Here is a 23,508-nt window from a genome sequence, read left to right on the forward strand (position 1 = left end):
GTCACCGGGCCGATGCCCGCAGGTGGCGCTTCACATCCTCGAAGCTGATGCTGCCGGTGTGCGCGCGGTCGATCTGTTCGAAATCGTCAGCGACCCGGCCCAGGCCTACCGCGCGGGCCTGTTCGCGCGTGATGCGCCCGGTGCCCGCGGTGTCGGCGGCTGCGAAGCGCTGGCGCAGCTTGCGTTCCACTTGCGCCTGCAAGGTGGCCCCGCTGCTGGGCGCCACGGGCGGCTGCGCGGCGGCGCGGGCCTGGGTGGCCGGCGGCACCCAGGGGTCGCGCAAGGCCGGCGGCGGCTCGGCAGCGCCCGCCTGCACGACCCACGACAGGGCGGCTGCGAACCCGAATCGAACAAGTGGCACCGGCATGGGGACTCCTTGGCCTTCAGCGCCCGGCCGCGACGGCCTGCAGGTAGAAGGCCTGCAGGTCGGCCCGTTCACGCACACGCGAAGCATCGTCGAGATAGGTCATGTGGCCGCCCGGGTAGGAGCGCAGCTGCACGGCCGCGGTTCCACCCAGGCGCGCCAGGTCGAGCTCGGTCTGGAAGAACGGCGTGGCCAGGTCGTGGTAGCCGCTGACCGACAGCACCTTGAGATTGGGGTTCAGCGTGAGGGCGGTGGCCAGGTCGGGCACGGTGTCAGGCAGCGCGCGGCCATCGTGGGAGAAATCCCAGGTGTTGATCGCATCGCTCAAGGTCACGTAGCCGGTGATGCTGGAGTAGCCGAGCGAGCTGCGCAGGTAGCTCTGGATGGCGCTGGCGAACTGGCTGGAGATGAAGGTGCTGGACGGATCGCCTTCGCTCGCCAGCGCGCTGCCCTTGGGCGCGGCCATGCGGGCGTCGTAGCGCCCGACCAGGTCGTTGGGCAGCAGGTTGACCTGGAACGTGGTGGGGTCGAGGTTGAAGTGGCCCTGCCACAGGCTGGTGGACGCGCCGGTGTTGGCAGCGAGCGCGGACAGCAGCGAGCCCGAGGGTGGCGTGCCTTGCGAGAGGTACGCGGCCAGCGCGGGGGAGTAGCTGTTGCGGGTGAACTCCCGCATCTGCTGCTCGAAGCCGTCCAGGTCCGCAGGCGGTGGGTTGACCAGCCGGTGGTAGGCGCCGGTGGCGGCATAACTGGGCAGGTAGCCGGCACAGCTGCCTTGGCCCGTCACGCCGCAGTTGCTGTTGTAGTCCAGCACCGAGGATTGCAGCACCATGCCCTTCAGCGACACCCCGGCGGTTTCCAGCAGCTCGGCCAGCACGGCGCTGCGGGTGGTGCCATAGGACTCGCCGAACAGGAACTTGGGCGAGGCCTCGCGCTGGTTAGCGGCCACGTAACGCTGCACAAAATCGCGGAAGGCCGCCGCGTCGGCATCCACGCCCCAGAAATGCTGGTTGGTGTAGGGCGCCACCGCCTGCGAATGGCCGGTGCCGATGGCGTCCACGAACACCAGGTCGCTCGCATCGAGCAGCGTCTCCTCGTTGGCCACCAGCGCAAAGGGCTTGGGCGTGCTGGTGGACGGTGCCGCCGTGGCCAGCCGCCGCGGGCCGAAGGAGCCGAGGTGCAGCCACACCGACGCGGAGCCGGGCCCGCCGTTGTAGAAGAAGGTGAGCGGGCGTTGCGCCGCGTTCTCGCCGTCCAGCGTGTAGGCCACGTAGAAGAACGAAGCCTGGGGCCGGCCGCTGCTGTCCTTGACCACCAGGTGCCCGGCGCGGGCGGTGTAGGCCAGGGTCACGCCGTGGGCCAGCAGCTGGTGGTGCGAGATCGCCGTGCCCTCGTTGGCTTGCGCCAAGGATCCACCCGGTTGCACCGAGTACGCGGTGGCATCGGCAAAGGCCTGCTCGATGCTGCCCTCGGCGGGCGTTTCAGCCGCCGGCTCCTGGGGCGCATCCGAACCGCCGCCCCCACCGCACGCGGCCAGCACCAGCACGACGGCGGCCGAGGCGGCGCGCCAGCGCAGGAAACGGCGAGGATGAAACGCCATGCGGCCCCCTTGCGGTTCAGGGCGCAGCCGGTGCTGCAGGGCTTTCCAGGTCCAGCGACTGCACCGGCACCACGGCCACGGGGCCGGCCTGTGCCTTCAGCGCGGGGAGGAACTCGCTGGCCACACCGGCCACCACCACACGCCGTCGCGGCGGCCCGAAGTAGCTGGCCGCAAAGCCTTGCACCTGCGCCGGTGTCACCGCATCCAGGTGCTGGATGCGCTGGGTGAGGTCAGCCAGCGGCAGGCCCACCACTGCGAGCGAGGCCACCTCGTCGGCCAGGCCCTGCGTGGTTTCCAGGCTGCGGCTGAAACCGCCGATCAGCGAGGCCTTGCGCGCGCTCAGCTCGTCCGCGCCCACCGGCGCCTGCACCAGGCGGTCGAGCTCGGCGCCGATGAGGCCCACCACCTCGGCGGCGGACGGGTTCTTGGTCTGCACCGCCACCCGCAGCGCGCCGGCCTGGCGCCGCAGGTCGGCGTCGCTGCGCGCGCCATAGCTCAAGCCCCGCTTGATGCGGATCTCCTGGTTCAGGCGCGAGGAGTAGCCCATGCCGAGCACCGCATTGGTGACCTCGGCATCGAAGCGTTCGGGTGCGCCCGCCGGCATGGTGGGCAGCGCCAGCGCCACGCCGGCCTGGCCCGCGCCCGGCATGTCGATCACCACCGCGTTGCCGGGCCAGGCCTGCGCCGTCGCCACCGGTGCAGCCGCCAGTGGCTGCGCCGGTGCCTTCCAGGCGCCAAAATGCGTGCGCGCCAGGTCCACGGCGTCCGCCATCGTGATGTCGCCGGCCAGCACGAGCACCGCGTTGTCGGGCCGGTAGGCCGCGGCATGCGCACGCTGCAAGTCCGCACGCGTGATGCGCGCCAGCGACGCCGGCGTGCCGCTGGCCGGGTGGCCGTAGGCGCCTGCGCCGTACACCGCACGTTGTGCGGTCAGGCCGGCCACGGTGCCGGGCTGGGAATACGCCACCTTCATCTCGTCCAGCGCCTGCACGCGGTAACGCTCGATCTCCGCCGGCGCAAAGGTGGGCACCAGCGCCACCTCGGCCAGCAACGCGAGCGCGGCAGACAGTTTCGGGCTGGTGACCGTGGTGCCGACAAAGGCCTGGTTCCAGCCGGCACCGCTTTCGATCGAGCCGCCCAGCGCCTCGGCGGCGCTGGCCAGTGCCGGTGCGCTGTGGCGCCGGGTGCCGCGGGTGAGCAGCCCGGCGGTCATGGACGCCAGGCCGGCGCGCTGCGGCAGATCGGCTTCCGCACCCGACAGCACCACCAGGCGGGCGCTGACCAGCGGCACGCCATGGCGCTCGGCCACGATCACGCGCAGCCCGTTGGGCAGCTGCTGCTCGGCCGGCGTGGCGATCTGCAGCGGGCGCGGCGCCGCCGGTGCAGGCGGGGTCTCGTAGGGCTGGGCCATCGCGCCGGCGCCGGCCAGCCAGGCCGCGAGCGCGAGCGCGAGCGCGTGATGCATCGTGCGGCGGGTCATTGCACGGCTCCTTGTGCCTTGTCGTCCTGCGTGTAGCTCACGGTCACCTTGCGGGCCTGGGCCACATAGCGGCGCATCACGCGCTGCACGTCGGCCGCGCTCACGCGCTGCAGGTCGTCCAGCTGCTCATTCGCCTTTGCGGTGCGGCCATGCAGCACCGCGGCTTCGGCCAGTGCGGAGGCCTCGCCATGCGGCGTCTGCCGTTCGATCAGGGCCTGGGTGAGCAACTGGGTCTTCACCTTGTTCAGCTCGGCCGGCGACACCGGCTTTTGCGCCAGGCGCAACACCTCCGCCTGCAAGGCCTTGGCCACCTGCGGCAAGGGCTTGCCGCCGGCCGCCATGGCATAGGCGGTGAGCAGCCCCGGGCCGGCCCGCAGGTCGGCCTCGAAACCGGCTTGCGCGGCAATGCGCTGGCGGTACACCAGCGCCTGGTTCAGGCGCGACGATTCGCCGGCCGACAGCAGCCCGGCGGCCACGCGCAGGGCCGCGGTGTCCGGGCCCGTGACCGGGGGCGCCTGCCACACCAGCGCCACCGCCGGCAGCGGCACCTGCGGCCCGCTGGCCTTGGCCTGGCGGTCTTGGGCCCAGGCGGGCTCGGTGGCAGTGACACGCGGGATGGGCGCGGCCGGCTTGGGCACCGGCGCGAAGTACTTGTCGACCCAGGCCTGCAGCTGCTTCGCATCGAAATCGCCCGCCACCACCAGGGTGGCGTTGTCGGGCCGGTAGTAGGTGCGGTGGAAGGCAATCACGTCCTGCAAGGTGGCCGCTTCCAGGTCCTCGATGCTGCCGATGCCTGGGCGCCTGTATGGATGCACGGTGTAGGCCGCCGGCGAGATGGCATTGAAGAAGCGGCCATAGGGCGTGGCCAGCACCCGCTGGCGGTATTCCTCCTCCACCACCGAGCGCTCGGACTTGAAGGTGGGCTCGTCCACGTTGAGGTTGGACATGCGCTCGGCCTCGGCCCAGATCAGCGTCTCCAGGTGGTTGGACGGCACCACCTCGTGGTAGGCCGTCATGTCGTCGGCGGTGAAGGCGTTGTTGTTGCCGCCCACGTCCTCGGTGAGGCGGTCGAACTGCTCGCTCTTCATGTAGCGCGTGCTCTTGAACATCAGGTGCTCGAAGAGGTGCGCAAAGCCGGAGCGGCCCGACGGGTCGTCCTTGGAGCCCACGTGGTACCAGACCTGCACGCTCACCGTGGGGCTGGCATGGTCCTCCAGCGCGATCACCCGCAGGCCGTTGGCCAAGGTGCGCTCGGTGAAGGCAAAGGGCTTGATCTGCAGTACCGGCGCGGCGGGCGCTTCCTTGGCGGATGCCGCCGGCGCGGCCAGCGTGGCGGCCGCGGCCAGCAACAAGGGGATGAACAGCTTCATCAAAGGGGAATCCTCGAAAACAGGCAAGGCGTGGCGACAAGGGCCGAAGGCAATGTACCTGTGATGAGCGGGAGGGGCCCTCCCCAACATCCCTGCTCAACGGCCACAGCTCGTGGTCCAGGCGCCCGGTGCAGCCTCCATCCACAGGTCCGAATACGGCCAGTCCCGCACCGGCCGCTGCCCATAATCGGCGCATGACCTTGCAACACGACGCCGCTTACCTCGCGCTCAAAGCGCGCGACGCCCGCTTCGACGGCCGGCTGTTCGTGGGCGTCACCTCCACCGGCATCTACTGCCGCCCGGTGTGCCGGGTGCGCACGCCCAAGCAGGAAAACTGCCGCTTCTATGCCAATGCGGCCAGCGCGGAGTGCGACGGCTTTCGCCCCTGCCTGCGCTGCCGGCCGGAGCTGGCGCCCGGCTTGTCCTTGATGGATTCGTCGCAGGTGCTGGCCCAGCATGCCGCCCGCATGCTGGACGCCGCAGCGCGCAACGGCGCACCCTTGCCGCTGCCCCAGGTGGCGGCCCAGCTGGGCGTGACCGACCGCCACCTGCGCCGCATCTTCATGCAGGCCCACGGCGTGTCGCCGATCGACTACCTCGGCACCCAGCGCCTGCTGCTGGCCAAGCAGCTGCTCACCGACACCGCATTACCGGTCACCCAGGTCGCCCTGGCCAGCGGCTTTGCCAGCGTGCGCCGTTTCAACGCCGCGTTTGCCGAGCGCTACCGCTTGAGCCCCACGGCCTTGCGCAAGGCCCGCCCGGATGCACCGGCCACCGACGCACTCACCTTGCGCCTGGGCTACCGGCCGCCCTATGACGTGGCCGGCGTGCTGCGCTTCTTTGCGCAGCGTTGCGTCGCCGGGGTGGAGGCGGTGCAGGGGCTGGAGCTGCGCCGCACCCTGAGCCTCGGCCACGCCGGGCAGACGCTGCGCGGCTGGATCAGCGCGCGCTTCGTGCCCGAGCGCAACGAGGTGGTGCTGCGCCTGGCGCCCAGCCTCACGCCGCTGGTGGGCAGCGTGCTGCAGCGCGTGCGCCAGGGCCTGGACCTGGACGCCGACCCCTCGCTGATCGACCCGGCCCTGGAAGCGGCGATGCCCTTCCCGTCGGTGCCCGGTCTGCGGGTGCCCAACGGCTTCGACGGCTTCGAGATCGCGGCCCGGGTGATCCTCGGTCAGCAGGTCACGGTGGCCGCGGCACGCACGCTGGTGCAGCGCCTGGTGGACCGCTTCGGCGAGCCGGTGGACACGCCCTGGCCCGAGCTGCACCACTGCTTCCCGTCCGCCGCCGCCATCGCGATGGCCGACCCTGAGGTGGTGGGCAAGCTGGGCATCGTGCGCCAGCGCGTGCGCGCCCTGCAGGGGCTGGCGCTGGCCGTGCACGAAGGCCGCTTGCGGCTGCACCGCGGCGCGCCGCTGGAGAGCACGCTGGCCGCCCTGCATGCGCTGCCCGGCATCGGTGACTGGACGGTGCAGCTCATCGCCATGCGGGCCCTCGCCTGGCCCGACGCCTTCCCGGCCAGCGACATCGGCGTGCTCAACGCGCTGGGCACGCGCGACATCAAGCAGGTGCAGCAACTGGCCGAAGCCTGGCGCCCCTGGCGCAGCTATGCGGTGATGCGCTTGTGGCAAACCCTGGAGACCGGCACATGAAATCGCTCACCCTCACCCAGGCCCGCTGGCAATCGCCGCTGGGGCCGATGACCTTGGCCGCCACATCCGCGGGCCTGGCCGGCGTGTGGTTCGATGCGCAGAAGCACCATCCCGGCGAGCTGGCCGCGCCAGTGGATGAACGGCAGCCATGGATCGTGCAGGCACGCGAGCAACTGACCGCGTATTTCGCCGGCGGCCTGCGCCGCTTCAGCGTGCCGCTGGACCTGCAAGGCACAGCTTTCCAGCGCGCGGTGTGGCAGGTGCTGCTGGGCATCGCCGCCGGCCGCACCAGCACCTACGCCGAGGTGGCCGCGCAGGCAGGCTCGCCGGCCGCGGTGCGCGCCGCCGGGGCGGCCATCGGTCGCAACCCGGTCTCCATCATCGTGCCCTGCCACCGGGTGATCGGCCGCGGCGGCGGGCTCACTGGTTATGCCGGCGGGCTGCACCGCAAGCAGGCGCTGCTGCAGCTGGAGGGTGCGATGAGTTTTTCGCAACGGTCGATGCCAAACGATCAAGCCCTCACCGCCGTGCTGGCGGCCGCCAGCCGCTAGATTGCCGACGATGAAACGACTCGACCTTGCCGAACTGCTCGCCCTCGCCGCCGTGTGGGGTGCTTCCTTCCTCTTCATGCGCCTGGGCGCGGCGGAGTTCGGCCCGGTGGCGCTGGCCGCGGTGCGGGTGGTGGGGGCTTCGCTGTTCCTCATGCCCGTGCTCGCGATGCGCGGCGAGTGGCCGGCGCTGCGCCGGCACTGGAAGTCGATCTTCTTCGTCGGCCTCACCAACTCAGCCATCCCCTTCCTGTGCTTCAGCTATGCCGCGCTCAGCATCACGGCCGGGCTGTCGTCCATCTTCAACGCCACCACGCCGCTGTGGGGTGCGCTGATTGCCTGGCTCTGGCTGAAAGACAAGCTCACGCCCTGGCGGGTGCTGGGCCTGGTGATCGGTTTTGCCGGCGTGCTGGGCCTGGCGTGGGAAAAGGCCAGCTTCAAGCCGGGCGCGGAAGCGGTGGGCTTCGCGGTGCTGGCCTGCCTGGCCGCGCCGCTGCTCTACGGCTTTTCCGCCAGCTTCACCAAGAAGCGGCTGACCGGCGTGCCGCCGATGGCGCTGGCCGCCGGCAGCCAGCTGTCCTCCGCCATCGCCCTGGTGCTGCCGGGTGTGTGGCTGTGGCCGGCGCAGGCACCCAGCGCCGGCGCGTGGGCGGCCGCCGTCGGCCTGGCGCTGCTGTGCACCGGCGTGGCCTACATCATGTACTTCCGGCTGATCGCCAACGTGGGCCCGGCCAACGCGATCTCGGTCACCTTCCTGGTGCCGGCCTTCGCGGTGCTGTGGGGCGCGCTGTTCCTGCACGAGGCCATCACGCCGGCCATGGTGCTGGGCTGCAGCGTCATCCTGGCCGGCACCGCGCTGGCCACCGGGGTGCTGAAGCCGCGCGTGCCGGCCGCCGCGGCAGCCGCGAAGTAGGCGCCGCACCACGTGCCAACGCGGGGTCTTGAAGGCCCCGCGGCTGTCCCTATCTCCTGTGCAGACGCCGATGCGGCCTGTGAGCTGCGAGGCGTCCTGGTTCACAAGGAGGACAGCCATGTATGAATCGATCCTGAACTTCCCCGGCAGCCTGTTCGGCGAGTTCGACCGGCTGCGCCGCGAGCTCGACGACGTGTTCGGCAGCACCGGCCTGCCCAGCAGCATCCGCTCGGTGGCACCGGGCAGCTTCCCCGCGATCAACGTGGGCAACACCCCGACCAGCGTGGAGATCTACGCCTTCGCACCCGGCCTGGACCCGAACAAGATCGACGTGACCATCGACCGCGGCGTGCTCACGCTGTCGGGCGAGCGGCCGTCGTCGCTGCCCTCGGCGCAGGAAGCGCGCGAACGCCGGCTCACGCTGTACAGCCAGGAGCGGGTGAGCGGCAGCTTCAAGCGCGCCATCAGCCTGCCGGAGGACGCCGACCCGGCGCATGTGAACGCGAGCTACCGCGACGGCGTGCTGCGCATCAGCATCGCCCGGCGCGAATCGGCCCAGCCGCGCCGCATCGCGATCCAGTGACATCGAATGCCTTGAAGGAGGACCACCATGAGTGACCGCCAAGAGATCCGCACCACCGAGCAGAACCAGCAGCCGCTGGCTTCGCAGCAGCAGCCGTCGCAGCAGCAGCGCGAGCGCGAGCGCGCCCTGGTGCCGCGGGTGGACGTGTACGAGGACGAAACCGGCATCACCCTGCTGGCCGACCTGCCCGGCGTGCCCAAGGAGCAGCTGGAGCTGAAGGTCGAAGGCGACACGCTGCAGCTCGACGCCACCGTCACCCCGCAGACGCCCGACCGCCTTCAGCCGGTGTACGCCGAGGTGCGTGTGGCCCGCTACCGCCGCGCCTTCACGCTCAGCCGCGAGCTGGACACCGGCCGCATCGACGCCAACCTGAAGGACGGCGTGCTGACCCTGCGCATCCCCAAGCACGAGCACGCGCAGCCGCGCCGCATCCAGGTTCAGGTCAGTTAAGGCGGGGTCCCCGGCGGCGCCGAGCCGCCTCAAGCCGACGGGGCAGCCCCCTCGGGGGGCGCACAGCACGCCAGCGCTGTGGGGGGTCCCAGGTAGCGTTCCAGCCGGAACGCCTGCAGGCCAGGGATCACCTCGTCGGCCTGCACCAGCACCGCCGGGTCGCCCACTCCGAGGGCGAACATCCCGGCGGCCTGGATGGCCTGCACACCGGCCACCGCATCCTCCACGCCCAGGCAGGCCGCCGGCGCCACGCCGAGCTGCTGCGCGGCGCTGAGAAAGATCTCCGGGTCCGGCTTGCTGCGCTGGATGCGCGCGGCGTCCACCACCACGTCGAAGCGGTCTGCGATGCCCAGCCGGTCGAGCACGGGGGCGGCGTTTTTGCTCACCGAGGCGAGGCCGATCTTCAGGCCGGCCGCGCGCACCGCGACCAGCGCCTCCAGCGCACCTGGCAACAAGTGGTCGGCGGTCATGGTCTCGATCAGCCGCTGGTAGTGCAGGTTTTTTTGCGCCGCCAAAAGCTGCTGTTCCGGCTCGCTGTAGCGCTTATGGCCTTGCGCCAGGATGAGCGCCAGCGAGCCCATGCGGTCGATGCCCTTCAAGCGCTCGTTGAACGCCTCATCGAAGGGCAGCCCGAGCGAATGCGCCAGTTCGCGCCAGGCCAGGAAGTGGAAGTGCGCGGTGTCGGTGATCACGCCGTCGAGGTCGAAGATGACCGCCTGCAAGCGCTGCATGTCGGACCTCATGCGCAGGGCTCCAGTGCGGGGCCGCTGGCGATGTCGGCCGCGGTGGGGCGGGTGGCCATCGGCCGCGTCTTCACCGGCTGCCGGCTGTTCAGCCGCACCAGCTCCGTGCCGTGGCGCAGCTCCAGCGCTTCGCCTTCGAGCAGGCTGTACTCCACCTCGCCGGGCCGCACCCGCACCTCCAGCTGGCGCCCACGCAGGCGGATGCGGAAGCTGTAGTGCGTCCAATGCGCGGGCAGCCGGGGCGCGAGGCTCAGCTGCCCGCCATGCAGGCGCAGGCCCGCAAACCCCTGCACCACCGCGAGCCAGGTGCCGGCCATGGCGGCGGTGTGCACACCGTGCTGGGTGTTGCCGTGTTCGTTGTCCAGGTCCAGGCGCGCGGTGTGCATGAAGTAGCGATACGCCTTGTCCTCGTAGCCCACCTCGCTGGCCAGGATGCTGAAGATGCAGGCCGAGAGCGACGAGTCGTGCGTGGTGATCGGCTCGTAGTAGTCGTAGTCCCTGCGCTTCTGCTCCAGCGTGAAGCTGTCGCCGCGCAGCAGCAACGCCAACACCACGTCGGCTTGCTTGCACACCTGGTGGCGGTAGATCACCAGCGGGTGGTAGTTCAGCAGCAGCGGGTAGTTGGCCGGCGGCGTGTTCGCAAAGTCCCACACCGGCTTGTGCAGGAAGCTGTCGTCCTGCGGGTGGATGCCCAGGGCCTCGTCCAACGGCAGGTACATCGCTTCGGCCGCGCGCGCCCACCGCGCCGGCTCGTCGGCGGCCAGCGCCATCGCGGTGGCGATGCGCGCGAAGTCGCGCGGGTACTTGCGCTGCAGCCGCTCGGCCACGCTGGCGGCAAAGGCTAGGTGCTGCTGCGCCATCGCGTTGGTGTAGAAGTTGTTGCTCACCATGGCGGTGTATTCGTCCGGCCCGGTGACCTCATGGATGCAGAAGGCGCCGCCGCGGCGTGGGTCGAAGCTGCCCAGGTCCATCCAGATGCGCGCCGTCTCCATCACGATCTCGGCACCCTGCTCGCGCAGGAAGCGCTCGTCGCCCGTCACTTCCACGTAGAGCTTGATCGAATGTGCGATGTCGGCGTTGATGTGGAACTGAGCGGTGCCGGCCGGGAAGTAGGCTGAACACTCGTCGCCAGCGATCGTGCGCCAGGGGTACAAGGCACCTTGCGCGTGCGCCATCTGGCGGGCCCGCCGGCGCGCGGCCGGCAACCCGGCGTAGCGGTAGGCCAGCAGCTGGCGCGCGACCTGCGGCTGGGTCGCCACGAAGAAGGGGAACACGTAGATCTCGGTGTCCCAGAAGTAGTGGCCTTCGTAGCCCTCGCCCGTCAGGCCCTTGGCGGAGATGTTGGTCCGGCCATCGCGCCCCACCGACTGCAGCAGGTGGAACTCGTTGAAGCGCATGCCCTGCTGCAGCGCCGGGTCACCACCGATCTCCACGTCGGCATCGCGCCAGAACGCCGCCAGCGCCTCGGCCTGCTCGCGCACCAGCACATCGAAGCCATCGGCGCGCGCCTGCGAGAGCGCCTCGTCGGAGCGCAGCAGCAACTCGGCTTCCGGGTAGTCGCGCGAGCTGTGATACGCGCCCAGCTTAGTCAAGCGCACGGTCTGCCCCTCTTCCACCTGGGCGGTGAACACATGGTTCAGGCACTGGCCGCTGCCCAGGCTGTCGCGCGTGATCTCCACATCCGCGGGGCCTTCCCACGCATGGTCGAGCGCGCTCACCAGCAGGAAGTCACTCTGCCGGGTGCGATGCACCAGGCGCGAGCGCAGCTCGCCCTGCTGCGCTTCGATCCACTTCAGCGGCGGAATACCCAGGTGCGCGCCCACGCGCGGGTCGTCGCCCGCCTCGATGTTCTTCACCCGGCCTTCCAGCCTGGACACCAGCGCGACGCGCCCGCTGAAGTTGAGCGGCCGCACCGCATAGCGGATGGCATACACATGCTTGCGCAGCAGGCACACCAGGCGCTCGCTCACCACCTCCACATGGCGGCCCTGCGGCGAGGTCCAGCGCAGGGTGCGGCGCAGCACGCCCTCGCGGAAGTCCAGCGCCCGTTCGTAGTGCGTGATGCGGCCTTGGCTCAAGTCCAGGCCTTCGTCTTCCAGCCACAGCTCCACCCGCTTGCCGTTCGGCACGTTCAGCATGAACTGCGTGTGGCTGGCCAGGCCGTAGGCGATCTCCGGGTGGGCGATCGGCGTGGATTCGTAGAAGCCATTCAGGTAGGTGCCGTCCACCGACCCGGTGGGCAGGCCGCTGAAGCCCTCGTCCTGCGTGCCGCGCAGGCCGATGTAGCCGTTGCCCAAGGCGAACAGGGTTTCGTCGAGCAGGTTGCGTTCGGGGTTGAACGCGGCGTCGCAGATGCGCCAGTCGTCCAGCGCGTAGGTGTGGGCGCTCATGGGGTTGGAGGAGATGGGTGGAAGGTCAGGCGCAGGCAATGCGGGCGGGGGTGCCGTGCTGCACGTCATGCGGCTGTGCCGGGCGCCGCAGCGCGTCGCCATCAGCGCGGAACACATGCACGTGCTGCGCCGGCAGCTCGAAGGGCACGGTGTCACCCAGCTTCAGCGACGGGCTGCCACCCTTGGCCAGCAGCAGCGCCTGCTGCCCCGGCACCTGCAGGTACACCTGCGTGGTTTCGCCCAGGTGCTCCAGGTGCGACACGACACCCCGGCCTGCGCCCTGCCCGAGCTGCACGTGTTCAGGCCGCACGCCGACCGTCACCGGCTCGTCGGCATGCAGCTGCGGCGCCACCGCGTCGGCCAGCACCTCCTGCCCACCCGCCAGCCGCACCCGCACCCGATTCGATGTGCACGAGAGCACCTGCCCCTGCAGGAAGTTCATCGACGGCGAGCCGATGAAGCCGGCCACGAAGAGGTTGCGTGGATGGTGGTACAGCTCCAGCGGATGGCCCACCTGCGCCACGCTGGGCAGCCCTTTGGCGGCCGTGTCCGGCCGCAGCAGCACGATCTTGTCGGCCAGGGTCATGGCCTCCACCTGGTCGTGCGTGACGTAGACCATGCTCACCGAACCCAAGTCACGGTGCAGGCGTGCGATCTCCACCCGGGTCTGGATGCGCAGCGCGGCGTCCAGGTTGGACAGCGGCTCGTCGAACAGGAACACCTTCGGGTTGCGCACGATCGCCCGGCCAATCGCCACCCGCTGCCGCTGCCCGCCCGACAAGGCCTTGGGTTTGCGCTCCAGCAGGCCCTCCAGGTGCAGCGACTTCGCCGCCGCCTGCACCCGACTATCGATCTCGCCCGACGCCAACTTCTGGTGCCGCAGGCCGAACGCCATGTTCTCGTACACGCTCATGTGCGGATACAGCGCATAGCTCTGGAACACCATGGCGACGTTGCGCTGCGCCGGTGGCAGGTCGTTCACCATCCGGCCGTCGATGTGCAGCTCACCGCTGGAGATCTCTTCCAGCCCCGCGATCAGGCGCAGCAAGGTGGACTTGCCGCAACCCGAGGGGCCGATGAAGACGCAGAACTCCCCCGGTTCTATCGTCAGGTTGATGTCGTGCAGCACGGCCACGTTGCCGTAGCGCTTGTGCACGTTGCGAAGCTCGATGCGGCTCATGTGTTGTTTTCGTCGGAAGATTTGTGCGAGATCAGGCGGGCGGGGCGCTGTGCGCCGCTCATGTCCCCCGGTCCGGGCTGCGCCCGGCCCTCCTCCTTTACTTCGCTCTGCACAGCACCCCGCCCGCCTGATCGACCACCACTGGTTTTTCTCGACGAGGACAACCGTTGCATCTCGCCGAGGGGAGCGGGTGACCGGCGTAGCGAAGTAAAGGAGGAGGGTTCGGCCGCCGGCCGAAGCCGGGGGACATGAGCGAAGCCGGTCACCCGCTTCCCTCGGCGCGCCCCGGCCTGCGCGCAATGAGCGACGGCGGCGCTCAACGATCGGTGCATGTTCATTCCTGACGTTCAGCCCTTGACCGAACCGGCGGTCAGGCCCGCCACGATGTGGCGCTGGAAGTAGATGACCAACAACAGCAGCGGCACCGTCACGATCACCGAGGCCGCCATCAGCGAGCCCCAGGGCACCTCATACGAATTGCCGCCGGTCACCAGCGCGATCGCCACCGGCACGGTGCGGTGCTCCGGGCTGATGGTGAAGGTGAGCGCGAACAGGAACTCGTTCCAGGCCGCGATGAAGGCCAGCAGCCCGGTGGCGACCATCGCCGGCCACAGCAGCGGCATGAAGATGCGGAAGATCAGCGTCAGCAGGCCCAAGCCGTCCATCATGGCGGCCTCCTCCACTTCCTTGGGCAGCTGGCTCATGAAGGTGACCAGCACCCACACCGTGAACGGCAAGGTGATCACCATGTCGGCGAGCAGTAGCGCGCCGGGTGTGTCGTACACACCGAGGGCGAGCACCAGCTCGTACATGCCGGACAGCACCGCCACCTGCGGGAACATCGAGGCGGCCAGGATGGTGAGCATCAGCACGCCGCGGCCGCGGAAGTTCACCCGGCCCAGCGACCAGGCCGCCAGCAGGCTCACGCCCAGCGACAGCAGCACCACGCCGCTGGCGACCATGGCGGAATTGAGCAGGTTGCGGCCGAAGGACTGCTGCCAGAACAGGCCCACGTAGTTGGCCAGCGTGGGCGCGTCCACCCAGAGCGTCGGCGAGAACAAGGCGGCGCCCTGCTTGAGCGAGGTGGACACCGCATAGAGCAGCGGGAACACGCTGACCGCGACGATCAGCGCCACCAGCGGCCAGTAGAGCAGCGTCCAGCCGTTGTGGCGCTTCATGCCAGCGCCTCCGCGGTGCGCCTGCGCGTGAGGCCCAGGTACACCACCGTCACCAGCGCGATCACGAAGAACAGCGCCGTGGCCGCCGCCGAACCGACGCCGATGAGCTGGAAGTCGATCAGTTGCTCACGCACATAGATCGACAGGCTCTTGGTGTGCCGGCTGTTGGAGGTCATCACGTAGATCACGTCGAACACGCGCAGGGCATCCAGCATGCGGAACAGCATGGCCACCGCGATGCCGGGCGCGATCAGCGGCAGGGTGATGCGGCGGAACACGCGCGCAGGCGGCACGCCATCGACCTTGGCGGCTTCATAACAATCGCCCGGCACCATCTGCAGCGCGGCCAGGATCAGCAGCGCCATGAAGGGCGTGGTCTTCCACACGTCCACCAGCACGATGGTGAAGAGCGACAGGCCGGGGTCCGCTGTCCATGCCAGCGGTGCCGACAGCACACCGGCCTGCATCAGCCAGTGGTTCACGATGCCGTACTGGTCGTTGAGCATCCAGCCCCAGATGCGGGCCGACACCACGGTGGGGATGGCCCAGGGCACCAGCACCGCCGCGCGCAGAAAGGTGCGCACCGGCGAGGGATGGTTGATCACCAGCGCCACCACCAGCCCGAACAACGTCTCCAGCGCGACCGACAGCAGCGCGAACAGCACGGTGTTGCGCGCGGCGCCCCAGAAGTCGGAGTCCTTGCTCAGCACGCCGAACTCGCCGATGTAGTTGTCCAGCCCGACGAACTGCCGGCTCGCCAGGTTGTCCAGTGAGGCATCGGTGAAGCTGAACCAGATGGTGCGGGCCAAGGGCCAGCCGGCCACCGCGAACAGCACCACCAGCATCGGCAGCAATGCGGCCCAGGCCCAGCGCACACGCTGGCGGGCCAGGCCGGACGAGGAGGTCACCACTTGCCGCCACGGCTGATCTGGTGCAGCCGGGTGTTCAGCCGCGCGATGGCCTCTTCCGGCTTGGCAGTCTTGGACAGCACCTCATGCACCGTGTTCTGGAACTCGCTGCTCACCTGGTTGTAGCGCACGCCGGTGGCGGCCGTCGGCCGCGCCACCGCACTGGAGAAGGTGCGCACCAGCGAGCCCATGAAGGGGTTGGCTTTCTTGATGTCGGCATCCTTGTACAGCTCGACGATCGTGGGGTTGTAGGAGCCCTTGAGCGCGCGCTCCTTCTGCACCTCGGGCCCGGCCATGTACAACACCAGCTCGACCGCGAGCGCGGCGTTCTTCGAGTGCTTGGACACCGCCAGCTCCTGGCCGCCCAGGGTGGCCGCATGGCGCGCGCCGTCGCCGCTGCCCCTGGGCAGGACGGCCACACCGACCTTGTCCTTCACCGGGCTGTCGGCGGCCTGGGCGGCTGCCCAGGCGTAGGGCCAGTTGCGCATGAAGACCGCATTGCCGTTCTGGAACGGCCCGCGCGATTCCTCCTCGGCATAGTTGAGCACCGCGGTGGGCGAGATGGTGCCCACGAAGCCGGCCGCCATGGTGATCGCCTTCACCGCGTTGGGATTGCCGATGGTGACCTTGCCGCTGTCGTCGACGATGGTGCCTCCACCGTGGCTGGCCACCCACTCGAGTGCGTTGCAGGTCAGGCCTTCATAGGCGCGGCCCTGCCACACGTAGCCCCACATCTTGTCCTTGCCGGCCTTGCGCTCGGCATCCTGGATGAGCTGGGCGGTGGCCTTGAGCTGGTCCCAGGTCTGGGGCACGTCCTGCTTGTACTTTTCCAGCAAGTCCTTGCGGTAGTAGAGCAGGCCGGCGTCGATGAACCACGGCATCGCGACCAGCCGCCCGCCGACCGCGCTGTTGTTCACCATGCTGGGGAAGTGCCCCTTCTCCACGCCCTTGCTGTAGCCGGTGAGGTCCAGCAGCTGGTTGGCGAGCAGGCCCACCTGGTTCATCTCGACCTGGAACACGTCGATCTTGTCGGAGCCCGAGGCGAGCACCTGCTGGTACAGCGCCAGCCGCTCGCTCGCGTCGTTGGGCGTGGACACCACCTCCACTGTGTTGCCCGTTTTTTTGCCCCAGGCATCGGCCGCGCCCTTGCAGAGCTCCAGCTCCTTGCCGAGGCCGCTGCAGGCGATCTTGAGCGTGGCGGCCTGCGCGCCGGCGCCGCACAAGGCCAGCATGAGGGCAACCGGGGCCAGCGCACGCTGGGCGAATCGGGTCATGTGTCTTCCTCCAACGGTGTGCCCGCTGGCAGCGGACGCCCGGGGAGAATTACATCCAGCCCCTCGCCTGACAAGATTTCATCTGTTGTTCAGGCGGCTGTAATCCTTGAAACATTGCCGCGGCACTCGCGCGCCCCGCGGCAGGCTCAGGCCGAGACGTCCTGCTGCAGCTTCACCTCGTGCAGCCAGCGCGCCAGGCGCTCGCGGTCGAAAGGCTTGAGCAGGAAGGGCCAGTGCATCGCATGGCGCGACTGCTCCAGCGCCTCGCGCGGCACGCCGGACATCAGCCCGATCGGCAGCTGCGGCCAGCGCTCGCGCACCTGGCGTGCCAGGGCCCGGCCATCGGCACCCGCAGCCAGGCGCACGTCGGACAGCATCACGTCGGGCTGCATCGTTTCCAGCGCCTGCAGCGCCTGCTCCGGCGTGGCCACCGCCTGCACCGTGCACCCCAGCTGGCGCAGCATGTCGCCCACGGTGGCGCGGAAGGCATCGTCGTCGTCCACCAGCAGCACTTGCGTGCCGGCCGCCTCCAGCGGATCGGTGGCCGCGGTGGCCGTGGGCGCCAGCAAGGCCTGGGGCGGGTTCTGCAGCCGCATGTCGGCCACCGGGAAGCTCAGGGTCACGCTGGTGCCCAGGCCGACCCGGCTCTTCAGCAACACCTGCCCGCCCGACTGGTGCACGAAGCCATGCACGATGGACAGGCCCAGGCCGCTGCCCTCGCCGGCATCGCCACCGCCTTGCTTGGTGGTGAAGAACGGCTCGAACACCTTGTCCTGCAAGGCCTCGGGAATGCCGCAGCCGGTGTCGGCCACCTCGATGGTCACTTCGTCATGCAGGTGGTCACCCTCCAGCAAGCGCCTGCGCCGTGTGCGCACGCTGAGCTCGCCGCCCGAGGGCATGGCAGCCGCGCTGTTGATCACCAGGTTGAGCAGCGCGTTTTCCAGCTGGCCGCGGTCCAGGTACACCGCGGCATCGTCGCTGCGCAGGTCCAGCGCCAGCTTTACTTCCGCGCCGGCGCTGTACTCGATCAGGTCGGCCATCTCCTCGACCATGGAATCGACCGCCACCCATTCGGCCTGCAGCGGCTGGCGGCGTGCAAAGGCGAGCAGGCGGCGGGTGAGCGCGGTGGCGCGCTCGGCGGCGCGCAGGCAGCGCGCCAGCTGCGCCCGGCCCTTGTCGTCCAGCCCCTCCTGGCCTTGCAGCAGGCCGAGGTTGCCGACGATGGTGCCCAGGTGGTTGTGGAAGTCGTGCGCCACGCCGCCGGTCAGGCGGCCGAGCATGTCCAGCCGCATCGCATGCTGCAGCTGGGTCTCGATGGCGCGGCGTTCGGTCAGGTCGGTGACCAGGCTCACCACGCCGCCGCCCGGCATGGACTGGCTGCGCACGTCGTACACCCGCTGCCCTGGCAGCAGCAGCTCCACATGCGCCTGCTCGGCAAAGGGCGGCATCAGGTCGATGCTGAAGGGCTGGTGCTCGGCCTGGCCGGGCACGCGCCAGCGCGCCTGCGCCGGCAGCTGCGGCAGCAGGCGCTCGGGCGGATCGCCCGGCTGCAGCTGCAGGCCATGCTGCGCCAGCATGCGCTGCAGCGCCGGGTTCCACAAGCGCAGCCGGCGCTCGCTGTCGAACACCGCCAGGCCGTCGTTCATGCTGTTGTGCACCGCGCCCAGCAGTTCGCCCTGCCCACGCAGCTCGGCCACCAGTTGCTGGCGCGCCAGCAGGTGGTCGCGGAAGACCTCGAAGGTGCGGGCCAGCGCGCCCAGCTCGTCGCGCCGGGTGGTGGCGGGTGTGGCCTGCGCGGTGTCACCGCCCGCCAGGCGCTGCATCACGCCGGTGATCTTTTCCACCTGCGCCACCAGCCGGTGCACATACACCGTGGAGCCGATGGCGATGAGGCCGCACACCAGCGTGAGCAGCAGCAGCCCGGTCTGCCCGGAGGTGAGCGCCTGCCGCACCAGCGCACTGCGGCTCTGGGTCACACCACGCAGTTGGTCCACGTGGGCCGACACGATGTCGCTCAGCCGGTCGGCATTGCTGCGGGTGAGCGCGACCAGGGCGTCGGTGCGGTTGTCCAGGTCCACCAGGCGGCGGCGCAGCGCCAGGATGCTGTCCTCACCCAAGGTGAGGCCTTGCAGCGCCTGTGCAAAACCACCCGGATGGCCGGCGAAGGCGCCGCGCTCATGGGCGGCCAGCAGCAGCCCTTCCACGTCGGCCTCGATGCGGCCCAGCGTCGTGGCGCTGGAGCTGCTCGCGCCCAGCACCAGGCTGGACCACAGCTGCGCCAGCAGGGCGTCGCCGGCATTCGCGCTGGGCTTCAACGCGCTGCCCAGCTGCTCCAGGCGCTCCAGCTGGCGCAGCAGACGATCACGCAGCTGCTGGCGGGTCTGCGCCAGTTCGGTCAGCCGGTTGATGTCGCCCTCGCCGCGTTCGATCAGCGGGGCGATGCGGCCGGCCAGCTGACCGCGCGCGTCCACCATGCTGGAGCGCTGGCGGATCTCGTCCAGCAGGCTGCGCGCCACGCCGGCATTGGCCTCCAGCGCGGCCGGCGTGCGGGAGTCCGCCATGTTGGGCGCGGTGGCGGCCAGGCGCGAGATGCGCTCGGCGATCTCCAGCGCGCGCGCGATCTGCGGCAGCACTTCGGTTTCATACGCGCGCAGCTCGCTTTGCGTGCGCTGCATGCCCCACCAGCCCACTGCCGTGAGCGCCACCGCGCCCACCAGCAAGGCGACAAAGGCGCCCATCAGGCGGGTGCGCAGCCGCTCGCGCACCAGGCGCTGCCACCAGCCGGTGACGCCGGGGGCGGCGCGATCGGCCATGGTGTCAGCCGGCCGTCACCGGCGCGCCGAACAGGTAGCCCTGGCCGCGCTCGGTCACGATGTACTGCGGGTGCTTGGGGTTGGGCTCGATCTTGCGGCGCAGGCGCAGGATCAGCACGTCCACCGCGCGGTCGAACACCTCGGTGTCCAGGCTGCGGGTGTGCTCCAGCAGCTGATCGCGGGTCCACACCCGGCCCGGGTGGCGCACAAAGGTTTCCAGCAGGCGGTACTCGGCCTGCGTGAGCGGGCAGACCTGGCCTTGCTCATCCACCAGTTCGCGCGCCTTGAGGTTCAGCCGCCAGTGCCCGAAGCGCAGCAGCTCGCCGCCGGCCGACGGGCTGGCGGGCACGGCAGCCGGCCCGGCCGCGGGCGCCTGCATGCGCCGCAGCACCGCCCGCACCCGCGCCACCAGCTCGCGCGCGCTGAAGGGCTTGACCAGGAAGTCGTCGGCAGCCAGCTCCAGCAGCAGCACGCGGTCGGTCTCATCGCTCTGCCCGCTGATCATGATGAGCGGCACGGCCGACTGGGCGCGCAGCCCGCGCGCCAGGGTGAGGCCGTCCTCGCCTTTCAGGCGCAGGTCCAGCAGCACCAGTGCCGGCTGCCCCTCGGCCAGGGCGGCCCGCATCTGCTGGCCATCGGCCGCTTCCACCACCTCGAAGCCGGCTTGCGAGAGCATGTCGTTGAGCGAGGCGCGCAGGTCCGCGTCGTCGTCGACCACCAGCACGCGGGTGCGCAAAAGAGGGCTGTCTGCGGATGAAGGCGAAAGCATGGTCGGATCGGCGGCTGTCGGCATGACAGGCGCGGCAGCTTACTCCAGCGGCCGCGCAGGCGGCATCCTCGCTTGCGCCAGCGCAAGGGAAGTGCAGCACACAAAACCCTGGTGCCCGCCGGCGGGGGCAGGGCCGCGCAAGAATCGGCCATGCCCCGTCCCAGCGCGTTTCCCGGCCTGCACTCACCGGCGGCCGGCTTCGACCAGCCCTTCGACATGCTGGCGGCCTGCCACGACCGCGTGCGGCGGTCCCTCGCGTTGCTGGAGCGGCTGCTGCCGCATCTGCAGGCGCATGGCCCCGATGCACAGGCGCGCGATGCAGCGCGCGACGTCCTGCGCTACTTCGACATGGCGGCGCCCGCGCACCATGAGGACGAAGAGCGCCACGTGATTCCGCTGCTGCTGGGCAGCAGCAACGCCGAGCTTCAAGCGGCGGCGCAACGCATGCTGGCGGACCACCACCTCATTCGCGAGGGCTGGGCCCGCCTGGCGCCGCTGCTGCGGTCGGTGACCGAAGGCCAGCCGGTGTCAATGGAGACATTGCAGCCGGAGGCCATCGACTTCGTGCGCCTTCATCACGCCCATCTGGACCTGGAAGACACACTCGCCTTTCCCCACGCACACCAGCACCTCGGCCACGATCAGGCGGCCGTGCAGGCAATGGGCGCGGAGATGGCCGCCCGGCGCGGCGTGCGCACGGCGGGCGGCTGACGCAGCGGCGGACGCGGGACGCTCAGGCTTCTTCGTCGATGCCCAGTTCGGCCATCAGCTCCTGCTTGCGGGCCAGCAGTTCCTCGCCCAGCGCCTCCAGGTCGAGCTTGGCCTTCTTGGCGGCCGGGAACATCTCGCCCTCCTCTTCCTTCACGTGGTGGTCGATGTACTCGCCGAGCACCTTCACCTTGGCGTCGTACAGCTCCTCGGACGGCTCCATCTCCTCGATCTGGGCGATCAGGTCCTTGGCGCTGGCATGCTCGACCTCGGCCTCGTCGAGCAGGTCCTGCTCCTCGATGCCTTCACGCGCCGCGGGATAGAAGATCTCTTCCTCGATCATGGCGTGCACGGTGACCATGGCGCAGATCTGCTCGGCCAGCTCGCGCTTTTCCTCGTCGTCGGCTTCGCTCTCCACGAGCTTGTCGTACTGCTTGAACAGCTGCTTCACCTCCTTGTGGTCGGCGGTCAGCAGGGCAATGGCGTCGTTGGTCTCGCCGCTCTTCTTCGTCTTCGAGCCGGCGGATTTCTTGGCAGCGGGCATGGCAGGTCCTTCAAGGGTTGGTGGGTTCCCCCGTTCGGCAAGCCGCATGCCGGCGCCGGAGCGCAGCACAAACTGGCGCAAAGCGCCGATTTCGACCGGTATTCCGCCGATCACGGCCGGCCTGCCTGCGCCATCCTCCAGGCAGTCCCCAAGCCTTTGCAGGAGCAACCCGTGGCGTCCCCTGATTCCAGCCTTGCCAGCAAACGGCTCTACATCGCGCACCTGGCGCAACGGCTGCAGGCCATGGAGCGCAGCGGCGCAGCGGTGCAGCCGCTCGCGTACCGCCTGTACGCCCGCCGGCTGCAGGAGGCCATGGCCGGTTATCCGGAAGGCCGCCTGGCCAAGGCCTTGTCGGCCACGCATCCGGCCGTCGCCGAGGCGCTGGCCAACCGCCACTTCGCCAGCCACGGCAGCTTCGTGGGCGGCTCGGCCGCGCACCGCAGCGCGCAGCGCTTGCTGCAACGCCTGCGCCGCAGCGTTGCCTGAGCGCCACCGCGCACGCGCATCACATCCCCAGATAGCTCAGCAGCTTGCCGTCCTGTGCCTTCACCGCCATCAAGCGGCCGGCCAGGCGGGACTGCAGCGCCACCGGGATGGGCGCGAAGCCGGTGCCGCGGGTCAGGTCGTCCCCGTGCATGAAGCACCAGTACACGAAGCGCACCGCCGGGCTGGCGGCATCGGCCCGCGCGGGTTCGGCGTCCACCAGCAGGAAGCTGGTCATGGTGATCGGCCAGGTCGCCGGGCCCGGGCGGTCCATCAGGCTGGCGGCATCGTCACCGCGGCGTGACAGCTCGCTTTCCACCACGGCGGAGCGGAAGCCGGCCTCCGACGCCGCCACGTAGTTGCCCGCCGCGTTGCGCAGCTTCACCGCCACCAGCTGGTCGCGCTCCACGCGGTCGTGGCTGACGTAGGCGATCGCGCCGGGCGTTGCCCTCAGGGCCTTGACCATGCCGTCGTTGCCCTCCACTGCCAGCACGTCGCCCGTCCACTTCGGCAGCTGGCTCACACCGGGCTCCGCCTTGAACGCGTCCGATGCGCCCGCCAGGTAGCGCGTCAGCCCCTCGGTGGTGCCCGACTTGTCGCTGCGCACGATGCGGCGGATCGGCTGCGCCGGCAGCGCGAGCCCGGCGTTGAGCGCAGCGATGCGCGGGTCGTTCCACTGGCGCACGCGGCCGGCCATGATGTCGGCCAGCAGCTCGCCGGTGAGCCTCAGCTGGTTGTCCGCCACACCCGGCAGGTGGACCACCGGCACGATGCCGCCCACCAGCATGGGCAGCTGGATGAGTTTGCGCCTGGCCAGCTCCTCCGGTGGCAGCGGCGTGTCGCTGCCACCCAGCTGCACGGTGCGGGCAGTGATCTGCTTCAGGCCGTCCGCCGAGCCGGTGGCGGTGTAGGCCACCTTGATGCCGGTGCTCTTTTCGAATGTCTGTGCCCAGCGTTCGTACACCTTGGACGGGAACGACGCACCCGCACCCTGCACCTGCGCCCACACCGGCGCCGCCAGCAGCACCAGGCATCCCGCCATGGCCTGCAAACCCCTCAACCGCTTCATCGCGCCTTCCCTCTGCCCCTGGCAAAAAGCGGCAGATATTAGGGGAAAACCCGTACTAGGCGACGCGCTCCAGGCGGGCAGAAGCGCGCAGAAGTTGGCACTTCGGGTGCGCCGCTTGCCGCGGTTTGCCAGGCAAACATTCGACGGAGGTACCCACCGTGAGCGACAAGTCCATCCTGGAGCACATCAACGAACTGGTCGAGGAGGAGAACCGGCTGCGCGCCGACACCGCCAGGCCCGAGCAGCACGCCGACCGCATCAAGCACCTGCAGGAGCAACTGGACCAGTGCTGGGACCTGCTGCGCCAGCGCCGCGCCAAGCGCGAGTTCGGTGACGACCCCGACAGCGCCAAGCAGCGCGACATCGGCATCGTGGAGCGCTACCTCAACTAGGAGTCTGGGCGGCAGAGGGAAGGGCCCGCGTTGGGCCGGCAAAGGGGCGCAGGCTAGGCGCGGTGCGAAGCCCGGGCTGACCGCCCGGGCAAGCGCCGCAACG

Annotated in this window: 22 protein-coding genes; 8 read left to right on the plus strand and 14 right to left on the minus strand. The window is 69.9% G+C overall.

Features of this window, described 5'->3' with window-relative positions:
- Position 1: 1 nt before the first annotated feature.
- Genes VPH43_RS09110 through VPH43_RS09125 form a run of 4 tightly spaced genes read right to left on the minus strand, consistent with a single transcriptional unit; the run spans position 2 to position 4,811 of the window.
- The gene (locus VPH43_RS09110; protein ID WP_328577360.1) at positions 2–367 is read right to left on the minus strand and encodes an EF-hand domain-containing protein; all 366 of its coding nucleotides are present in this window, start codon (positions 365–367) and stop codon (positions 2–4) included.
- Between the two features lie 16 nt (positions 368–383).
- The gene (locus VPH43_RS09115; RefSeq protein ID WP_328577361.1) at positions 384–1,961 is read right to left on the minus strand and encodes a S10 family peptidase; all 1,578 of its coding nucleotides are present in this window, start codon (positions 1,959–1,961) and stop codon (positions 384–386) included.
- A 16-nt stretch (positions 1,962–1,977) separates the two neighbouring features.
- Positions 1,978–3,441, minus strand: coding sequence for a M16 family metallopeptidase (locus tag VPH43_RS09120; RefSeq protein ID WP_328577362.1), 1,464 nt, complete (start codon positions 3,439–3,441; stop codon positions 1,978–1,980).
- Positions 3,438–4,811, minus strand: a complete 1,374-nt coding sequence (locus tag VPH43_RS09125; RefSeq protein WP_328577363.1) for a M16 family metallopeptidase — start codon at positions 4,809–4,811, stop codon at positions 3,438–3,440. Before VPH43_RS09125 ends, VPH43_RS09120 begins: the two co-directional genes overlap by 4 nt.
- 194 nt (positions 4,812–5,005) lie before the next feature.
- Between VPH43_RS09125 and VPH43_RS09130 the strand changes: the two genes are divergently transcribed.
- From VPH43_RS09130 to VPH43_RS09150, 5 genes are all read left to right on the plus strand, one after another.
- The gene (locus tag VPH43_RS09130) at positions 5,006–6,460 is read left to right on the plus strand and encodes an AlkA N-terminal domain-containing protein (RefSeq protein ID WP_328577364.1); all 1,455 of its coding nucleotides are present in this window, start codon (positions 5,006–5,008) and stop codon (positions 6,458–6,460) included.
- Positions 6,457–7,011, plus strand: coding sequence for a methylated-DNA--[protein]-cysteine S-methyltransferase (locus tag VPH43_RS09135; RefSeq protein ID WP_328577365.1), 555 nt, complete (start codon positions 6,457–6,459; stop codon positions 7,009–7,011). The genes VPH43_RS09130 and VPH43_RS09135 overlap by 4 nt, the downstream gene beginning before the upstream one ends.
- Positions 7,012–7,021: 10 nt before the next feature.
- The gene (locus VPH43_RS09140; protein WP_328577366.1) at positions 7,022–7,921 is read left to right on the plus strand and encodes a DMT family transporter; all 900 of its coding nucleotides are present in this window, start codon (positions 7,022–7,024) and stop codon (positions 7,919–7,921) included.
- Between the two features lie 118 nt (positions 7,922–8,039).
- Positions 8,040–8,504, plus strand: a complete 465-nt coding sequence (locus VPH43_RS09145; protein WP_328577367.1) for an Hsp20/alpha crystallin family protein — start codon at positions 8,040–8,042, stop codon at positions 8,502–8,504.
- A gap of 27 nt (positions 8,505–8,531) precedes the next feature.
- A complete protein-coding gene (locus VPH43_RS09150; RefSeq protein WP_328577368.1) occupies positions 8,532–8,954 on the plus strand; it encodes an Hsp20/alpha crystallin family protein in 423 nt (140 codons plus the stop codon).
- 29 nt (positions 8,955–8,983) lie between these two features.
- Here VPH43_RS09150 and pgmB read toward each other — a convergent pair whose 3' ends face one another.
- From pgmB to VPH43_RS09190, 8 genes are all read right to left on the minus strand, one after another.
- Positions 8,984–9,697 (minus strand): beta-phosphoglucomutase, encoded by a 714-nt coding sequence (gene pgmB, locus VPH43_RS09155; protein WP_328577369.1) that lies wholly within the window; start codon positions 9,695–9,697, stop codon positions 8,984–8,986.
- On the minus strand, positions 9,694–12,087 hold the full coding sequence (locus VPH43_RS09160) for a glycoside hydrolase family 65 protein (protein ID WP_328577370.1): 2,394 nt from the start codon (positions 12,085–12,087) through the stop codon (positions 9,694–9,696). Before VPH43_RS09160 ends, pgmB begins: the two co-directional genes overlap by 4 nt.
- 25 nt (positions 12,088–12,112) lie before the next feature.
- Positions 12,113–13,267, minus strand: coding sequence for an ABC transporter ATP-binding protein (locus VPH43_RS09165; RefSeq protein WP_328577371.1), 1,155 nt, complete (start codon positions 13,265–13,267; stop codon positions 12,113–12,115).
- 347 nt (positions 13,268–13,614) lie between these two features.
- Entirely contained in the window at positions 13,615–14,445 is an 831-nt protein-coding gene (locus tag VPH43_RS09170; protein WP_328577372.1) for a carbohydrate ABC transporter permease, read from the minus strand.
- The gene (locus VPH43_RS09175) at positions 14,442–15,353 is read right to left on the minus strand and encodes a carbohydrate ABC transporter permease (RefSeq protein ID WP_328577373.1); all 912 of its coding nucleotides are present in this window, start codon (positions 15,351–15,353) and stop codon (positions 14,442–14,444) included. Before VPH43_RS09175 ends, VPH43_RS09170 begins: the two co-directional genes overlap by 4 nt.
- The gene (locus tag VPH43_RS09180) at positions 15,350–16,627 is read right to left on the minus strand and encodes an ABC transporter substrate-binding protein (protein ID WP_328577374.1); all 1,278 of its coding nucleotides are present in this window, start codon (positions 16,625–16,627) and stop codon (positions 15,350–15,352) included. Before VPH43_RS09180 ends, VPH43_RS09175 begins: the two co-directional genes overlap by 4 nt.
- A gap of 146 nt (positions 16,628–16,773) precedes the next feature.
- The gene (locus VPH43_RS09185) at positions 16,774–19,440 is read right to left on the minus strand and encodes an ATP-binding protein (RefSeq protein ID WP_328577375.1); all 2,667 of its coding nucleotides are present in this window, start codon (positions 19,438–19,440) and stop codon (positions 16,774–16,776) included.
- 4 nt (positions 19,441–19,444) lie between these two features.
- A complete protein-coding gene (locus tag VPH43_RS09190) occupies positions 19,445–20,209 on the minus strand; it encodes a response regulator transcription factor (protein WP_328577376.1) in 765 nt (254 codons plus the stop codon).
- Positions 20,210–20,359: 150 nt separating this feature from the next.
- On the opposite strand from VPH43_RS09190, the gene VPH43_RS09195 reads away from it, so the two are divergent.
- On the plus strand, positions 20,360–20,920 hold the full coding sequence (locus VPH43_RS09195; RefSeq protein WP_328577377.1) for a hemerythrin domain-containing protein: 561 nt from the start codon (positions 20,360–20,362) through the stop codon (positions 20,918–20,920).
- Between the two features lie 22 nt (positions 20,921–20,942).
- Here the strand turns inward: VPH43_RS09195 and VPH43_RS09200 are convergent, their stop codons facing one another.
- Positions 20,943–21,461 (minus strand): hemerythrin domain-containing protein, encoded by a 519-nt coding sequence (locus VPH43_RS09200; protein WP_328577378.1) that lies wholly within the window; start codon positions 21,459–21,461, stop codon positions 20,943–20,945.
- A 171-nt stretch (positions 21,462–21,632) separates the two neighbouring features.
- Between VPH43_RS09200 and VPH43_RS09205 the strand changes: the two genes are divergently transcribed.
- Positions 21,633–21,947, plus strand: coding sequence for a hypothetical protein (locus tag VPH43_RS09205; protein WP_328577379.1), 315 nt, complete (start codon positions 21,633–21,635; stop codon positions 21,945–21,947).
- A gap of 19 nt (positions 21,948–21,966) precedes the next feature.
- Here the strand turns inward: VPH43_RS09205 and pstS are convergent, their stop codons facing one another.
- Positions 21,967–23,013 (minus strand): phosphate ABC transporter substrate-binding protein PstS, encoded by a 1,047-nt coding sequence (gene pstS, locus VPH43_RS09210; RefSeq protein WP_328577380.1) that lies wholly within the window; start codon positions 23,011–23,013, stop codon positions 21,967–21,969.
- Between the two features lie 158 nt (positions 23,014–23,171).
- On the opposite strand from pstS, the gene VPH43_RS09215 reads away from it, so the two are divergent.
- Entirely contained in the window at positions 23,172–23,405 is a 234-nt protein-coding gene (locus VPH43_RS09215; RefSeq protein ID WP_328577381.1) for a DUF2630 family protein, read from the plus strand.
- The last annotated feature ends 103 nt before the right edge of the window (positions 23,406–23,508 follow it).

Source organism: Ideonella sp. BN130291 (assembly GCF_036231905.1).
Taxonomy (GTDB): Bacteria; Pseudomonadota; Gammaproteobacteria; order Burkholderiales; family Burkholderiaceae_C; genus CAMLIZ01.

What these genes read in the sequence shown, in the direction of transcription:
- VPH43_RS09110 (WP_328577360.1), bottom strand. Translation starts at nt 367, where the DNA reads ATGCCGGTGCCACTTGTTCGATTCGGGTTCGCAGCCGCCCTGTCGTGG.
- VPH43_RS09115 (WP_328577361.1), bottom strand. Translation starts at nt 1,961, where the DNA reads ATGGCGTTTCATCCTCGCCGTTTCCTGCGCTGGCGCGCCGCCTCGGCC.
- VPH43_RS09120 (WP_328577362.1), bottom strand. Translation starts at nt 3,441, where the DNA reads ATGACCCGCCGCACGATGCATCACGCGCTCGCGCTCGCGCTCGCGGCC.
- VPH43_RS09125 (WP_328577363.1), bottom strand. Translation starts at nt 4,811, where the DNA reads ATGAAGCTGTTCATCCCCTTGTTGCTGGCCGCGGCCGCCACGCTGGCC.
- VPH43_RS09130 (WP_328577364.1), top strand. Translation starts at nt 5,006, where the DNA reads ATGACCTTGCAACACGACGCCGCTTACCTCGCGCTCAAAGCGCGCGAC.
- VPH43_RS09135 (WP_328577365.1), top strand. Translation starts at nt 6,457, where the DNA reads ATGAAATCGCTCACCCTCACCCAGGCCCGCTGGCAATCGCCGCTGGGG.
- VPH43_RS09140 (WP_328577366.1), top strand. Translation starts at nt 7,022, where the DNA reads ATGAAACGACTCGACCTTGCCGAACTGCTCGCCCTCGCCGCCGTGTGG.
- VPH43_RS09145 (WP_328577367.1), top strand. Translation starts at nt 8,040, where the DNA reads ATGTATGAATCGATCCTGAACTTCCCCGGCAGCCTGTTCGGCGAGTTC.
- VPH43_RS09150 (WP_328577368.1), top strand. Translation starts at nt 8,532, where the DNA reads ATGAGTGACCGCCAAGAGATCCGCACCACCGAGCAGAACCAGCAGCCG.
- pgmB (WP_328577369.1), bottom strand. Translation starts at nt 9,697, where the DNA reads ATGAGGTCCGACATGCAGCGCTTGCAGGCGGTCATCTTCGACCTCGAC.
- VPH43_RS09160 (WP_328577370.1), bottom strand. Translation starts at nt 12,087, where the DNA reads ATGAGCGCCCACACCTACGCGCTGGACGACTGGCGCATCTGCGACGCC.
- VPH43_RS09165 (WP_328577371.1), bottom strand. Translation starts at nt 13,267, where the DNA reads ATGAGCCGCATCGAGCTTCGCAACGTGCACAAGCGCTACGGCAACGTG.
- VPH43_RS09170 (WP_328577372.1), bottom strand. Translation starts at nt 14,445, where the DNA reads ATGAAGCGCCACAACGGCTGGACGCTGCTCTACTGGCCGCTGGTGGCG.
- VPH43_RS09180 (WP_328577374.1), bottom strand. Translation starts at nt 16,627, where the DNA reads ATGACCCGATTCGCCCAGCGTGCGCTGGCCCCGGTTGCCCTCATGCTG.
- VPH43_RS09185 (WP_328577375.1), bottom strand. Translation starts at nt 19,440, where the DNA reads ATGGCCGATCGCGCCGCCCCCGGCGTCACCGGCTGGTGGCAGCGCCTG.
- VPH43_RS09190 (WP_328577376.1), bottom strand. Translation starts at nt 20,209, where the DNA reads ATGCTTTCGCCTTCATCCGCAGACAGCCCTCTTTTGCGCACCCGCGTG.
- VPH43_RS09195 (WP_328577377.1), top strand. Translation starts at nt 20,360, where the DNA reads ATGCCCCGTCCCAGCGCGTTTCCCGGCCTGCACTCACCGGCGGCCGGC.
- VPH43_RS09200 (WP_328577378.1), bottom strand. Translation starts at nt 21,461, where the DNA reads ATGCCCGCTGCCAAGAAATCCGCCGGCTCGAAGACGAAGAAGAGCGGC.
- pstS (WP_328577380.1), bottom strand. Translation starts at nt 23,013, where the DNA reads ATGAAGCGGTTGAGGGGTTTGCAGGCCATGGCGGGATGCCTGGTGCTG.